11 protein-coding genes are annotated in these 15,321 nt (G+C 64.3%); 6 read left to right on the top strand and 5 right to left on the bottom strand.

The window, feature by feature from the left end:
• Window positions 1-3,394 (bottom strand): nSTAND1 domain-containing NTPase (locus tag CBQ26_RS21465; protein ID WP_172418118.1); only part of this gene is annotated, 3,394 nt, incomplete at its 3' end.
• A 40-nt stretch (window positions 3,395-3,434) separates the two neighbouring features.
• Complete coding sequence (locus CBQ26_RS22005; RefSeq protein WP_172418119.1) at window positions 3,435-4,115, bottom strand: hypothetical protein; 681 nt, start codon at window positions 4,113-4,115, stop codon at window positions 3,435-3,437.
• Window positions 4,116-4,972: 857 nt separating this feature from the next.
• Here CBQ26_RS22005 and CBQ26_RS21470 point away from each other — a divergent pair.
• Window positions 4,973-5,506, top strand: coding sequence for a HEAT repeat domain-containing protein (locus tag CBQ26_RS21470; RefSeq protein ID WP_143342162.1), 534 nt, complete (start codon window positions 4,973-4,975; stop codon window positions 5,504-5,506).
• 408 nt (window positions 5,507-5,914) lie between these two features.
• Here CBQ26_RS21470 and CBQ26_RS15030 read toward each other — a convergent pair whose 3' ends face one another.
• Entirely contained in the window at window positions 5,915-6,763 is an 849-nt protein-coding gene (locus CBQ26_RS15030; RefSeq protein ID WP_088249458.1) for a tyrosine-type recombinase/integrase, read from the bottom strand.
• Window positions 6,764-7,089: 326 nt separating this feature from the next.
• Between CBQ26_RS15030 and CBQ26_RS15035 the strand changes: the two genes are divergently transcribed.
• From CBQ26_RS15035 to CBQ26_RS15055, 5 genes are all read left to right on the top strand, one after another.
• Complete coding sequence (locus tag CBQ26_RS15035; protein ID WP_088249459.1) at window positions 7,090-8,406, top strand: zinc ribbon domain-containing protein; 1,317 nt, start codon at window positions 7,090-7,092, stop codon at window positions 8,404-8,406.
• Entirely contained in the window at window positions 8,406-8,840 is a 435-nt protein-coding gene (locus tag CBQ26_RS15040; RefSeq protein WP_088249460.1) for a hypothetical protein, read from the top strand. Before CBQ26_RS15035 ends, CBQ26_RS15040 begins: the two co-directional genes overlap by 1 nt.
• A gap of 60 nt (window positions 8,841-8,900) precedes the next feature.
• Window positions 8,901-10,475, top strand: coding sequence for a transposase (locus tag CBQ26_RS15045; RefSeq protein ID WP_088249461.1), 1,575 nt, complete (start codon window positions 8,901-8,903; stop codon window positions 10,473-10,475).
• 270 nt (window positions 10,476-10,745) lie between these two features.
• A complete protein-coding gene (locus CBQ26_RS15050) occupies window positions 10,746-11,798 on the top strand; it encodes a hypothetical protein (protein ID WP_088249462.1) in 1,053 nt (350 codons plus the stop codon).
• On the top strand, window positions 11,795-13,756 hold the full coding sequence (locus CBQ26_RS15055) for a hypothetical protein (protein ID WP_088249463.1): 1,962 nt from the start codon (window positions 11,795-11,797) through the stop codon (window positions 13,754-13,756). The genes CBQ26_RS15050 and CBQ26_RS15055 overlap by 4 nt, the downstream gene beginning before the upstream one ends.
• Window positions 13,757-14,385: 629 nt before the next feature.
• Here the strand turns inward: CBQ26_RS15055 and CBQ26_RS22585 are convergent.
• Together CBQ26_RS22585 and CBQ26_RS22240 are read right to left on the bottom strand one after the other, a co-directional pair.
• Window positions 14,386-14,916 carry a hypothetical protein gene (locus tag CBQ26_RS22585; RefSeq protein ID WP_244898055.1) on the bottom strand — a complete coding sequence of 177 codons (531 nt, stop codon included), beginning with the start codon at window positions 14,914-14,916 and terminating at the stop codon, window positions 14,386-14,388.
• Window positions 14,917-15,184: 268 nt separating this feature from the next.
• Window positions 15,185-15,316, bottom strand: a complete 132-nt coding sequence (locus tag CBQ26_RS22240; protein ID WP_244898056.1) for a transposase — start codon at window positions 15,314-15,316, stop codon at window positions 15,185-15,187.
• Window positions 15,317-15,321: the final 5 nt, after the last annotated feature.

Below are 15,321 nucleotides of genomic sequence, written 5' to 3' on the forward strand. Positions count from 1 at the left end.
ACGTAAATTCGCCAGCGGAGGAGCGAGTGGCCAGGTGTAGGGAGTCCGGGCTGAACTCGTATTCGCGGACATCTTGGATGGGCTGTCCGATCGGCTCGAGGCTGGGAAGGCGCCGCAACGTGAATTCGTCAATGACGGACCGAGTGGCCAGGTGTAGGGAGTCCGGGCTGAACCCGAACCTGTCGACCCCCTGGATGGGCTTTCCGATCGGCTCGAGGCTGGGAAGGCGCCGCAACGTAAATTCGCCAGCGGAGGAGCGAGTGGCCAGGTGTAGGGAGTCCGGGCTGAACTCGAACCCGCCGACCCCCTGGATGGGCCGTCCGATCGTCTCGAGGCTGGGAAGGCGTTGCAACGTAAATACGTCAATGACGGACCGAGTGGCTAGGTGTAGGGAGTCTGGGTTGATCCCTTGGATGGGCTGTCCGATCGGCTCGAGGCTGGGAAGGCGCCGCAACGTAAATTCGCCAGTGGAGGACCAAGTGGCCAGGTGTAGGGAGTCCGGGCTGAACTCGAACCCGCCGACCCCCTGGATGGGCTGTCCGATCGGCTCGAGGGTGGAAAGGCGCCGCAACGTAAATTCGCCAGTGGAGGACCAAGTGGCCAGGTGTGGGGAGTCCGGGCTGAACTCGAACCCGCTGACCCCCTGGATGGGCTGTCCGATCGGCTCGAGGCTGGAAAGGCGCCGCAACGTAAATTCGCCAGCGGAGGAGCGAGTGGCCAGGTGTAGGGAGTCCGGGCTGAACTCGTATTCGCGGACATCTTGGATGGGCTGTCCGATCGGCTCGAGGCTGGGAAAGCGCCGCAGGGTAGCAATGCGGGCCATACGATCACTAAATGTGAGAATATACTTTGAGTTCAGGCTAAAAGAAGCTGAAATAATGTCTTCTTTATAAATTAGCTGCTCCAGCGGGGGAGAGCCATATAGAGGTTGCATTGCGTTAAATAGAGCACTCTGCGTCTCGAGCGTATCGTAGAGCTTGTTCGCGGAGCTCAGCAGCAGCAGTCCCAGTTGGCCACGACGCCCACCGATGTTCTGCCCCTGTGCTACCCACTGTCGAGCAGTTGCGATTCGCGATTGCTCGGCCGCTTGCCGTGCAGCGAACACAGCGAAGATGCCCAGAATTGCTGCAACGGTGGCAAACGACAGGGCAAGCCAGAGTCGGGCCCGCAGTCCACGGTTTGACCGGATCTGACTCTGTAGTGCTTTCTCTCGCTCTTCCTCAGCACGGTTCTTCGCCTCATTCAGCTCGCGTTGCTCTGCATCCCTTCGATCTTTTCTTGCCTGACTCGCCTGGATGCTGCGTGCGAGCAATGATTCCTCGTTCGGCTCCTCAGTTGATTTCTGTTCCGGATTTCTCAGTGCCCTCATGCCAGCTATGCCAGCCTCGACCAGGAGCAGGTCCTGATCGTCAAGGAGCGCACCAGTCTGATCATCTTTCCAATCGGCGGCGCGGTTTTCCAGAACCCGTCTCGCCCGCTGCCCCGGCCGTCCCGACGATCGATACTGCTCCTGTACCAGCGGTCCGAGCGTATCGTGCGCTAACCGCGTCGACGCTCGTGATTTCTCGTCCTCCCCCGGCGCGTCCACGATCAGGTAGAGGTCCTTCGCGGACCGAATCAGGTCTGGCAACACAGCTGACTGATGAGCGTACTGCTCTCTGAGTTCCTCCGGTGAACGCTGCTGGGCGGTGCCCAATCTGGTCGTGTGGAACTCGAGCACGTCCACAGCCAGCCCCAGCCGTGCTGCCTCCTGCATCGCTTCGGATATCGGCGGACCGTCTCGTCCTTCTCCCTCCGGGATATCACCCTCCAGGGTGGCCAACTGGCGTTTCAGGAACGCTTCCAGGTGCGCGTAGTCTTGTTCGAGTGACTGGTACAGCGCCCCATCGAAATGCCGTGTTGTGGTGCTCTTCCTGGACGCCTCTTCGTACATCGTGGTCAGCAGAAGTTGCAGCGTTGGCCCGACTGGCGAGTTCCGCCGGTCCTCAAGATCGTGTGCGATCCGATCCGGCAATCCTTTCTCTATGCTCAGCCCATACCGCGCCACCAGACGTTTTGATTGCGTCGGTCCGACGATCGCCTCGACGATGCCCTCTGCGTCAAGAGGCTGGAGGAACACCTTCGTGCGCTCTATGCTGCTGGCAGCGAGGGCGGTTTCGATCTCGGGAAGGTATTCTTTGCGGAAGCCCAGGATCACCCTCGGCCCATTTCCCCCCAGTGGCCCGAGGCGGCCGGGCAGGCCCTCGGCAAGCCCTTTGATGTCGTCCCGGGCAGCCTGCTCACTGCTGGCCCGCGTGATGGCCTCATCGAGTTGATCCAGGACCACGACGACAGGCTTCTGACCTCCCGGCTCATCCACTGCTTCCGCTACCTTGTCGAGGGCCTGATTCAGCGTACCGAGCGCTCCCAATGCGGGGTCATATCGTACGTAAGCGACCCGATAGTCGCGTTCCAGCCTGGGGAGGAGGCCAGCGTCGAGCACGCTCGACTTACCCACGCCGGACTGCCCATAGAGCAGCACGACCGGCGGATAGTTCGGATCGGTGACATGCTCGTAGAGCTGGCGGATTTCCCGCCCCCGGCCGAAGAAGACCTGCGCATGCTCGCGTCGGAACGGTTGGAGACCGCGGAACGGTCCTGGCGGCCGATCATCCGGAATGGGACCAGGTGGGAGTGGCGGCAGCCCGAAGGTCGGAGCGTTGAGGGAGTCTTCCAGCTTCCACTCCCGGGCAGCCTGATCCCCCTCAAGCGTCCACGGCCACGGGCACTGGTCTGTCGGTTTCTTGGTTTCTGGCCGGTACAGCTTGCGTGGGTTGTTTACCTGAGCCGTTCCGACCTCTCCCTGAGCCTCGTCGAATGCCTGCTGTACTGACGCACCCGAGACGAGGCTCTGGTAGAAATGCACCGCGAAATCCCGCGCCACGGCGTCCTGGATGGCCCGTGACGTGGCGATGACGGCGGGGAGCTGGGTCTCGGCGAGCGCGGTCGGACGACCGTTCTGGAGCGCTTCGAGGAGAGCCTTGGCTTGTTCCTGGGTGGAGCAGCCGTTCAGGAAGACCAATCGCAGGGAGCCCTGATGGGCCAGGAACGGATGAAGTCCCGCCGCGTCCACCTCAAACGCTGGCCCTTCGGCCTGCTCGAGCAGGAGCGAGTCACTGTCGGCATGCCCGCCGTAGTGGAATACGGCAACCCGATCGCGATACGCACGGAAGGCGCCCAGGACAGTCTCGAGGGTGGCATTAGAGTCGTACTGAACTTCAACGCCCTTCTCCTTGAGCGACTCGAGCGTCTCGCGCACCTGCCGCAGTTCTTCAGGGATGTTGCGGAGGTAACGACGTCCGTTGCCCTGCTCGTTGGCAAAGGCGAGGAAGATGACTGGTGGGATGCGGTTCACTGCACGCCTCTCTCGTTGCTGGACACGACTTACCTCGCTTCTAGGCGTGGTTGTCGGGCGCGGCCTGGGCGACGACGGAATCCACATCCATCCCGTCCGCCCGACGCACCGATCCGACGACATAGCCCGGTCGACGTCGATTTGAGCCTTCCCCCGCTCCGCCCCCTGTTGCGCCATTCCCTGCGCAGTTGCAGACCTTGGTAAATGCCGGGGTCCACTCCCGCATTTCACTTACCGCCCTGGTCTGCGGGTCGTACATGCCCAGCGTCGTTTCCGACCACGCCACACCCGTGATGAACGACCGCCGGGAGGACGAAGTCGCCGCGGTCCTCTGCCCGATGGACGTCATCCGCTTGAAGGTCAGCCCTCTCCCGGCCCTGTTCCAGCCGAACCGCGACGCCATCGCCACTACTACCGGACTCAGCCACTCCACCGTGCCGTCGTCTCCGCTCCGACCGGGCCGGAAGCCGATCAGGTTGTCCAGCGTGAAGAAGAACAGATGGGCCGTCGCCCCACCGTCGAAGCGCGGGTCGCCCGCGAAGGTGTGGTGGTGCGCGACGCCCTTGGCACGCTGCTCCCTGGAGAGCTCGACGGCGACGAACGGCTGCCAGTTGCCGTAGACCTTGCTGTACTGGAAGCCAGCGTCCACCGCGCCGCGCAGGCCCGGCCCCCACCCGCCCACGTACACGAAAGGCAACTCGTCGTTGTCGAATCCCCCCACCTCCGCATCCCCTTCTGGTTGGACCGCACGAGGGACCTCTCGGGCCGGAAATCCAGTGGGGATCCCTCTGGGGAGGCGAACGGTCGCACGCATACAGTTGGCGGCGCCGGCACGGTCGGGAAGGGTGTAGACACGGCGGTAGGGGCCGGTCGTGCTGGTGCAAGCCGGCTCGGGGTTCGGAGCGCGTGTCTCCGGCTGAGCATCGTCCGGAGGGGAATGAGTGTCCTCAACCGCATGGTCGCTCCCTGAACCGACAGGAGGCCCAACCCAGATGCGCTGGCCCTCCTCGTCGATGTAAAGGAAGCCCCGACCTGCTTCTGCAGGCAGGAGAGACATGAGGAGATCGAGAGAACGGTCCGTCTCGGGTGGCGTCATCGGTGCCCTCCACTGGAGGAACGCTAAGGGACGAGCCCCGTCCCGTATGGTTCTGTAGCGTCCGAGAGACTTGATTGTGTCCGACGGGAAAAGGCTCGGCTCTCAGCCGAAGTGTGGGTCGGCGAATGTGACACGGTGCCAGTGCAAGTGACCTGTGTGTGCAACATGAGCATACACAATCCGTAAGAGGAAGGTGAGGCCCGAGCTGATGGTTGATGACAACAGCTCTCGGCAGGAGCCACTCTCCTGTTGTGAACGCCGGAAATGCCGCAGGGCACGACCCGGGTCCGACAACCTATCCTTGAGATTGCGTGGCGGCGCGGACCTTGAGCTGCCGAAACCCAGAAAACGTGGCTAGCCGTCCTCGTTAGACGCGTTTGAGAGTGGCTGGCACGTCGGTTTTCACTTCATCTCATAAAATCTGTCAGGCGGTCAGGATGCGACCTAACTCTTCGGTGACTCCGTTTAAAAAGTGAGGCAACGTGAAAGAATTTATTCATGAAGTAGTCGTTCGCATCATAGAAGCTTCCAAAAACCCCAATCTTACGCAAGATGAAATTGAGTCATTGAATTATGACGATTACCAGTCAGAAGTTATAGAATCTCTGATGAAAATATTTATAGATTACTCAGATGAATATATAAAATCTAGGGCTATGGATGGTATTATGCATTTCAAAGGTTTCGATAGAGAGGAATTCCTAATCAAAGAATTTGAATCTGCAGATGAAAGATGGCAGGGGGCGATTATTGGCAGGCTAGGCAGCATGTCAACTTTAAAGGCAATCGGTGCATTGATTACGATTGCTAAATTTGACTCCGATGCAGACAACCGGTATCTAGCCGTAAAACAGTTGGCTAACCATGGCACTCCTAGTAATCTGGAAGATTTGCAATGGATATACAATAATGATGATGGAGAGGATTATGAAGGATTTAAAGTTTCTGACGCAGCGAGGATAACTATGAATAAAATTTTATCCAGGCATCCGAACGAATCATTATTCAGAGAGTAGTTTTTATTGTTTCTGTAACAATTAATTAGATTTATATGGTTCATGTCATACAGCACTTACCTGTTGTATAACATGAACCATATAGATTGTCTGCACAAGCAAAGACCATATAGCTCTGCTCTCTGTACCGGACACCTTGCCTTCAAGTTGCGCCTAGCGTATGAAATATGTATGGTCTGTGATTAGCAATTGTTTTTCCTGTCAAGCGGACAAGGCCGGGGGGGCGGCCCGTGGTTGAACAGGAGACCAGTCGTAGGTCCGGTGTTCAGGCTACCGGTTGCATCTGACAAGTGGTCTGCTCCCGGAAAGCTGGACGGTACGAAGTATGCCCGCTCGCCTGAGCCGAGTCTCTACTTCATAACGTCTCAGTTTTGCCTCGGGGCAGGTCCATCCCCTTCCCGCCGTCATTCACCAGTTGGCGAGGGCGTCTGGCAGAGCCGTGTCGGCCCATTTGGCATACACCCTGGTGGTTTCCAGGGAGGCGTGGCCGAGGTGTCGGGCGGCGTGTTCGAGGCTGCCGGTCTGGCGGACGAGGCGGGTGCCGGCGTAGTGCCGAAACGCATGCCAACCTCGGTAGCGACTCTCGGCCCGGGTCGCGATGACTTTCAGGCGTTGCCGGGCGGCGCTCTGGGTGCCGCCGATGACGGGGTCGGTGCGGGGGAGGGTCTGGAGGGCCTGAATCAGGCTCCGGGTGAGGGCGATCCGACGGAGCTTTCCGCCTTTGCCGTGGCGGACGGTGAGCAGGCCGCCCTGGAGGTCCACGTCCGCCCACTGGAGGGTCAGCGCCTCTTCGATGCGCAGGCCAGCGTGGGCACAGAGGAGGATCAATGCCTGGTCGCGTGGGGCGGCCATTTTGAGGAGGGCCTTGACCTCGGCGTCGGTGTACGGTTGACGTTTATCCCAGGCGGCGGTCTTCTCGCGTTGGGGGCGGGCGTCGGCGAACGGATCGACGGTGGTCACGCCGGCCCAGCGCAGGGCGCGGAACAGGGCCCTGGCGGCGGCGAGGTGAACGCGGACGCTGGATGGAGCCAGACCAGCATGTTCGAGTGACCTTATATATAAGGCCCCGCCGTCGCGTTCGGGGCGGATGAGGCTGAACGCGGAGCGTTCCGCGTGTCGGAGCAGCCGGGCGACTCCTTCCCGGTAGGCACGGGCCGTGCGGGCGGAGAGGCCGGCGCCAGCCGCGCCATAGAGAACGGTATGAGCTTCGGTGAGGGACCACAGGGTTTCCTGGTCGAGGTGCTGGGCGGCGAGCATGGCGCGTCGGCGTCGCTCCTCGGGGGTGAGGTCGGTCCAACCCCGAGCGGAGTGGAGGGGGTCGCCTTGGAACCGCTCGATTGTTAGGCCAGGGGGGTGTGATTCGATTTTCATACCGAGATCAGATTACCTGTTGCTAACATTCGTTAGCAGTCGCATCGCTGGTCTGCTCCAAAACTGGAGGCATGCTTGTAACGACCCTCCCAGCAGCACGTGAATGTTTTCCCCGATGACCTGACAGAGGGTGGAGTGGGAGGGGACGGCCTCCATCGCCCCCGATCTCAACCCCGTGAAACCCCCGGCCGCAGGCCGGGGGAAAGAATGGCGTGCCCAACCATCTCATCTCCGTTCCCACCACCCTCCGTCCCACCACCGAGCAGGCCCGCCGCCTGTCCGACATCGTCCAGCAGGCCAACCACCTGCACCTCACGCTCCGGCGTTGGCTCCGACTCCGCGCTGCCGGCGTCGTTCTGACGCTCCGCGCGGCGCTGGATCAGGTCGCTGCCGGACAGCCCCTGCCCGATGTGCACGACCGCTGTGAGCTCCAGCTGCCCGCAGCGGCCCTGGATGAGGTGCGCGCGTTGACCGTCGCCGATCTGCCCCAGATCTGGGGCCTCCTCTCGCCAGCCACGGTCCGGGCCATCTGCCACAGCAACGCCAAACGACTCGAAAATCGGCGCACCGGTCGAGCGGCCGAACTGCTGCCGCTCCGTCCCCTCAACGCCGTCCCCATGGACGCGAGCGTGCAACCGCTCGACGAGTTCCATATCCTCCTCGACGGCCTGCGGACGCCCATCGTCGCCGACGTGTGGATGCTCCCCGCCGACCTGATGGACGCCCTGCTCATCGCCGCCGACGAACAGACCCGTCAGGCCCGGCAGTACGTCACCGACACCTGTGAGCGCGTGATCCGCGGCGAGCCGTCGGCGTTGACCGCTCTCTACGCCGACGCGTCCAAGATCGGCGAGCGCCTGCTCCGATCGGCCACGAGACAGATCGACCAGACGCGCCCGCACCGTGCCGATTACGTGCAGTTGAGGGTCGTGACCGAGCCGGCCGGCGGACAGGTCCACCAGCTCGTGTGGACGGTCCGGGTCCCGTACGGTCACCGTCCACTCGCATCGATCGACGACACGATCGGCGTCGATCTGGGCGTGCGCAACCTCGCTACGCTGGCGGACGACAGCAGTGACTGGCACGTCCCCCGCCAGACGACCACCTGGGACCTCCCGGCCCCCGACCCCGACGACTCGCACCAGCTGCTGATACACGCCCTGGCCCGCCGCGCGGTGTTCGAACGGCACCGCGCCGACCTGGAGCTCACTCTGCAGCAGATCCTCTCCTACCGCCGCGCCCATCTGGAGGAACTCGACTACGACGGCATGCGCGACCACGGCCGGGTCCCCTGGGCGGGGGAGGCGATGCAACTGAGCGGAGCCAGCAGCCTCACCGGCTGGGTGCAGATGCTCAAGGACGTGACCGGTACGCGGGTGCGCATGGTGGATCCGGCGGGTACGAGCAGCCGGTGCCCCCACTGCCATCGGCCGTGCCGCCGGATCAGCCCGTTCGTGGTGACCACATGCCCCGTGCACGGCGACATGGACGCCGACGTCGTCGGCGCCCGCATGATCCGCAAGGGCTGATGATGACGATGCTGTTCTCCGCCGTTTCTCTGATTGCCCTCCTGCGCCTGCTGGCGACCCTCGGCCTCACCACCTCGCAGCAGGTGCAGCTGCTGGGACTGGACGCCCGGGCGGTGCGGCTCGCGCTCCAGACCGGTCGCCCGCTGCCCCTCTCCCCTGAGCAGCAGCAGAGGATCCGGTTGAGCGTGGAGATCGCCCAGGCCGTCCACGTCCTCTACAACCGCCACCCGGAACAGTGGTTCACGCGCGAAAATGCGCGCTCGCCGTTCGACGGCCGAACGCCACTGGCGTACGTTCGGGCCGGCGGCACGGCAGCGCTCGTCGCCACGCACCGCTCGCTCCTCGCGGACCTCAACGGACTGTTCAGCACGTCGCTCGAGTCCCGGGCGCTGGCGAGCCGGCTCCCGCAACCCGACATCGACCTGGACGAGTAAATGGCCAGTCTGCAGTAGGCTCGGCTGACATCACCCGGTTCCGGACGGTAGGCTCACCGCGTGGCATTCGCACTCGACACTGTGCCCGGCTGGCCGGACTGCCGGGTCATCCGGCGGGAGCCCGGTGAACCGATCGATTGCCTGTACGTGCGGCCTGAACCGCCGGTCTGCCCCTCGTGCGGGAAACAGGCAGCCACCAAGGGAGAGGCACAAGCCCGTGAGGTCTACGACCTGCCGCGGGGCGACACGCCTCAGTTGCTCAGGCTGCATGCCAAGCGGTGGGCCTGGGATTGCACGTGTCCCGGTCCCGGCGGCCGCCCGCGACGACACCCGAGTCCGTTCGAAGGCATCGTCGCGCCGCACCGCCGTGAGAAAGGGCGGGAACGGCAGTACACCGCACGCCTGCAGGCGTACCTGATCGACCAGTGGGCCCGGGGCGCCCCGGTGCGAGACCTGTCCCGGTCGTGTGGCCTGAGCGAGGACCTGCTCAGCAAAATGATTGACGAGTCCTTGCCTGACCTGCGGGTCGCCTCGCGTTACCGGATCGGCACGCGGCACCCGCAGTTCATCGGGCTGGACGAGGTGTTCTGGCGGGGTCAGGCGATCACGGTCATCATGGACATCCACCCGGCTGCGCCGGCGCAACCGGATGGTCCGCAGCGGGAGCGTCACGGCCAGGTGATCGACATCCTGCCGAGCCGTGAGCCGGAAGCGCTGGAGGCGTTCTTCCGGCAGTTCAGGACCCTGATGGCCGCCGCCGGACATCCGGACTGGCGGCCGGTCATCGCGTCGGACATGTGGGGGGATTTCCGTCACGTAATCCGGCGGGTGTTCGGCGGTCAGGCGATTCACGTGGCCGACCGGTTTCACGTCGCGGCGAAGATCGCGGCTGAACTCGTGAGCGTGGGCGAACAGCATCAGTTGAATCTGTCGCTCGGCGAGGATCAGCGGTTCGCCGACCTGAATGCGCGGCGGGCGGCCGCGGAGGTCAGACCCGAGATCGTCAGACTGTACCGCGCGGCCCTGAACGCCCGGCGGGCGCCGGCACCCGCTCCACCCCCGACATCCGGCACGCCTGCGCAGCCCATCCCGGACGTCAGGACGTCGCAGCACAAGGTGCCGTTCGGCATGATCAGCCGGCGGCCCCCGCTTCCCAGTCCGGCGGCCCCGCCCCCACGGCCCGCCGGTGTCGCCTCGTCGCTGCTGCATCCGGACACGCTGCGCCTGATCGACCTCGCGGCGGACCTCGACTTCCTGTGGGACGCCCGAAAGGATCAACCGAGCATCATCCGTGAGTTCCGCACCTGGGTCCGTGACGTCGCAGCCTGGCGGGAAAGCGCGCAGCGCCGGATTCGCCAGGAGCGCCGGCTCAATCCGTTCCGGGATCTGATCTACCTGCTGGACCGCGAAACGTGGATCATCGAGGTGACCAACCGCAACCGCCCGGAAGCGCGACTGGTTCGCGAGGACCTGCCGGATCCGGCGGGCGTGCAGGCGCCGCAGGCGCGACCGTCCGAGGAGCGCTTCGCCTCCACCGGCCGTGTGGAGGCCCTGAACCGCGCCATCCGGGCGCTGGAGCAGCGCAGCCCGAACCACCGGCGCAATCCGTTCGGCGGTGCGGACTGGACGATGTGAAACGAGGAGAGCCTGTTCACCCAGTACCGGGAGCGCCTGCTGTACGCCCTGAACGTCCCGCCGCTCCGCACGCGGACCGTCACGCGACACCTGGAGTGGCCGGCGACCGCGGACGCGACGTGCAGCGCGTGCGCGGCCACGTCCGGCGCCGTCGTCGGCCTCACCCGCCACGCCGGCCCGAAACGGCGGGCCTGGGATGTCCCGCTGGCCGGCGCGCGAGTCCAGGCGGAATGGACGGCCGTCGAGGATCACTGCCCGGCCTGCAGCGCGGTGACGCGGCCACCGGACCTGACCGACGGCACCGTCACCTTCGAACTCGAAGCCTACCTGCACGCCTCCCTGCTCGGCGATCACACCCGCACGGGCCTGCAGGTGGCGACCGGCGTCGACGCCGGTCGCCTGCGCGCGATGGAAGCGCAGATCCCGGATACGCCTGCGGGCCCGATGCCGACCGAGATCGGCGTGCTGGAGTTCCGCTGGCGCCGCCAGCGGCGCCTGCTGATCACCGAGCGGGCGACGGGCCGCCCCGTCGAACTGCTCAGCGCCGGAGCACGCGACTTCACACCCGAGGACCTGCGTCAGTGGCTGACACAGCCGGAGCAGCGGACCGTGCAGGCCGTGTGGGTGGAACGGGAAGCCTGGCTACCGACGGACGCCGAACCGACCGGGCCCCGGTTCCTGATGGACGCCTACGGCCGGGGCCGGGTGATTCAGCGGGCCATTCAGGCGCTGCAGAAGGACTTCACGAACGAACTGCAGGTCAGTGTCCGACAGACCCCGGTGTGGCGGGGGCACCGCAAACTCCTCCTCGGGAACGCCGAGCCCCGGACTTGGCCGCTGCTGGACCGCGTGCACGCCGCCGAACGCCTGGCGCTGCGCGGCCGGATGCTCGAGCATCCGGGGCTCGCGTTCGGCCTGGAGATGATCGACCTGCTCCGGCAGGCGTTCGGGCAGGGCGTGGACCATGAGAGCGTGACCACCTGGCTGGACCTGCTCGACATCACGACCCAGGAGCGCCTGGCCAGCGCGCCGGCAGCAGACCGACCAGTGATCGAACGTGCGCGGCGCGCCCTGCTGCGCGTGACAGAACCACTGAAACGAAGTGCCCTGCAGGACGCGGTGCTGCGGGGTGCCGTCGCCAGCGAAGACCGCCGGACGCAGCGGGAAGCCGACCCTGCCGCTGACCTGCCGCCCGCCTCCCTGGGTCCGTCCCGACGACGCCTCAAGGACCTGCGTGAATCGCGGGCCTTCAGAGCCCGCGACGAGTTCGCCTGGAAGCGCCTGCGCCGCGTCGCACTGACCGGCATCGGACGGATCCCGTGAGCGTCCGAACGGAACAGCTGACCGCCGAGCAACGCGCCGCCCTGGCCGGCGAGCCGCACCGGACGAATCTCCTGATCACCGGCCCCCCCGCTTCCGGACGCACCACCACGCTCCATCACGCCGCCATGCACCTGCAGGGCCAGCGCGTCGTCGGCGCCGACCACATGCTGCTGCTCGTACCCGATGACGAGAGCCGCGCGCGGGCCCGCCGGCAGCTGGAAGCGTACCGGTCCCTGCGCTGGGTGCGGGTCATGACGCCCGTCCAACTGGCCCGCACCCTGAATCCGGACCGATGGCGGAGTGACGAGGTCCTGGCGGGATTCGGACGCAGGTACACCGCAGAGCGGCGCAGGCAACTCGACGAACGAGAGCCAACCGACCAGGTGCCATCCGACCTGACGAACCTGCTGCGGTCCGCTGATGACAACGCCCTGTCCGGACCGGCAGCGAACACGGACCTTGAACGGCTGCTCGCCTTCATCGGTCGTCACCGCAGGGTGAAAGAAGGCGGCCCGCAACGGTCAGAGTTACAGGCGGCTTTCCCGCTGATACTGATCGACGACCTCGACCGTTTTTCCCTGAGCGGACTGCTGCTGGCGGCCGCCCTGACACAACAGCACGGTCCGGAACCGCAGTCTCAGCTGCTCCTGACGTCCGGCACCGGCCCCCGGTTCCAGGCGTGGCAGAAGGTGCGGCAACCACCGCAGTACCTCGACCTATCCACCCTGGCTCCCGAGGTGCAGGTGCCACTGACCGCCCGCATGAACCGCCGCGAGGTGCTCGACCTCCTCGAAGTCCTCTCCCCTGCCCCGGCCCGGCGGGGGACGCCCGCACCCGCACCGGTCTTCCAGCCGGCCCGTGGGTTCGGTGGCCGCATTGAGGTACGTCCGGGTCAGGCCCTCCGGCGACTCGCCCCGGACGCCCGCAGCGAACTGCTCCACCTAACGCAGCGGCTGCATGCCGTCGACGAGGACGACCCGGCCACGCAGACCCTGCTGCATACCCTCCAGACGCTGCAGCGGCAGGCCTTCGAGGCAGGCCGCGACCTGGCGATCGTCTTCGACACCTACTCGGCAGGCGACGTCGGCGCCGCCCTGTCGACCGGCTTCCTCACGGCCCTGCGGCCGCTGACGGAGGACATCCCGCATGACCTGACAGCCGCCCTCCGCTGCGTGTGCCACCTGTCCCGACCCGGTGGCGGCCATCCCCTGTACGACAGTGCCCTCGGGCACAACCGTTTCGTCAGCCAGGCGCAGCGTCGTCAGGCGGACGCGGCCTGGACCCAGGGCCGCCCCCTGCCGGTCAATGCTCCTCACGCCGAATTGGAACGGAACCTGCAGGCTGCCGACACGACGGCGGCTGTCCTGGAGTTGCTGCGGACGCGCACGCTAAGGTCCGCTCTGGACGTTCATGACCTGAACCAGCTACCCGACGAGCCCCTGAGAGCCCTGGAGCACCTGCTCGCCAGGAACGCACAGCCACGCCTATGGATCGGTACGCTGCACAAGTTGACGCACAGCTGCTCGGACGTGATCCTCATCTCCCGCACTGCCCTGCCACGAGACGACTTCCGTCACGTCGTGGAACGCACACTCGACCACCTCACGCTGATGATCCTCGGTGAAGCCCGAACCGTCGCCGGTGAAACCCAGGTTCTCGGCAGCGTCCGGCAGGCCGCGTCCTCTGCCTGGCCCACGGCCCTGCTGACAGGACAGGAGAGCGCCTCGGCTCAGCAGCTCCGTGAACTGCTGGACCATCCACACTTCGGTCCGTACCTGCGCGACCATGCGCCCCGGCACGTCAGCGCCACCGTCCTGACCCAGTGGCTGCGCGCCACGCGCAAGGACGCGCCCGCAGCGTGGCGCAGCGTCCGTGAACCCGCCCGTCCCTGGCACCTCCACGTGACCCTGCAGGAAGAACAGCAGGCCCTTGAGGCCATATCGGCCCCTTCCATCTAATCTTTATAGCGCTAAAAGGGCTGATCTTCGATTTTGCTCAATGGCGATGCAAACCCTGGCCTCCCCGGCCACGTCGTTGATGTGAGGACGAGGTCATGAACGGGTCCCTGACGGTGACGAACTGCTGATGCCTGGGCGCCGGCAGCCGGAGGCTGCCCTGGCGCCATCAGCACAGCCCCCGGCGCTCCCGCAGGGATCGCCGGGGACAATGGCGATTGAGCATCTGATGCATTAAATTCGCCATATCGTTATTATGAGCTCTTCTTGTAATATGAGCCGACGATTTTAAATCCACGCCTGAAATAACTATTCAACCGATATCGCCACGGTTAAGTCTTATGAGGACATTCTTGCTTTGGCAACTGATTTTGATTACTGTCTTTGATTTCTAAGCGGACTCGCAGAACTGCGAATCAGATCGAGAAGCTGTCAACACCAGCGGCTAAAAGTGGATTTGAAGAGCGTACCATTAGCCCTTCAATGAAGTTGGAAACCGCTGTCAGTCCGCGAGATTGCAACGAGCTGCACTTGGCAAGACCCTGCCTTTGTGCAGCAAGCTGCTGCACAAAGAACTGCGAGATAGCGACTGGAGAAGGGATGTTACGGGAGTGGCGGCAGCCCCAGCTCCTTCAGGAACTCCAGCCCTGCTGGAAGAGGTCGCTGGTGAAATCGCTGCCCCCGTCGCTCTGAACCAGGATGCTCTCGTGGTGTTCATGAGCGCGCAGCACGGCGACCGCCTCGTCGAGCGTCAATTTGGCGAGGTGCATCGACAGGCTCCGCACCACCCGACTGGCTCGCACCACCCGCGAGGTGACGTCCAGCACGAAGTAGATCCAAAAGACCCCGTCAGGCAGCAACAGCCGGGTCGCATCAATCTGCACCCGTCGACCTTCAGGCCAATCCTGTGGTGCGGAAACCTTCACCGAAGGTTTCCGGGGCAGCGGTGGGTGGAGGTGCAATTCACCGGGTGCTACGCGGATATTGTGCAATCCAATCTCTTCGCCCTGAGCTTTGAGTTCCTGATACAGCAGTCGGTATCCAGAAGTTGGATGCTGCAGGGCCACCTGGCGCACCTTTTCGTACAGTGCATCACGGTGCTGCCGCTTCGCATGGCGCGTTAGCGCGCCATGCTGATGGTCCCGCAGTCGCCAGTACGGCACGCTGGCATACTGGGCAAAACGTCGCAGGCTGAGTTGTGGCCGACTCTGCCAGAGGACGATCAGGTCGTCCAGCGTCAGAGCCGTCGCACTTTTCGCGCGATATCGAGCTCCAGTTCCTTTTCGGCCACGATACGTTTGAGCCGATCATTCTCCCGTTCCAGGGTGGTCATAGCCTGGTCTGGTCGGTCGCCAGAGAGGCGGGCAGGCCCCATAAGGGTGCCGTTCTGCCCAAGACACGGGCACGGCCTGCCTCCAGAAACTGGGTTTTCTAGGTGTGAATCAGACTCTCGTTGGCCCCGTGCTGACGGGCTGCCTCCGCGACTCCGAGTTCGCCCCGCAGCACGCTGAGGACGATGGCTTCTTTGACGTCGGTGCTCCAGGTTTTTCGCTGTTTTCCCATGGGGA

This window comes from Deinococcus indicus (assembly GCF_002198095.1).
Taxonomy (GTDB): domain Bacteria; phylum Deinococcota; class Deinococci; order Deinococcales; family Deinococcaceae; genus Deinococcus; species Deinococcus caeni.

Excerpts from the sequence above, each read along its gene's own strand:
- CBQ26_RS15030 (WP_088249458.1), bottom strand. The coding sequence starts at position 6,763 with ATGCTCGCCGCCCAGCACCTCGACCAGGAAACCCTGTGGTCCCTCACC.
- CBQ26_RS15040 (WP_088249460.1), top strand. The coding sequence starts at position 8,406 with ATGATGACGATGCTGTTCTCCGCCGTTTCTCTGATTGCCCTCCTGCGC.
- CBQ26_RS22240 (WP_244898056.1), bottom strand. The coding sequence starts at position 15,316 with ATGGGAAAACAGCGAAAAACCTGGAGCACCGACGTCAAAGAAGCCATC.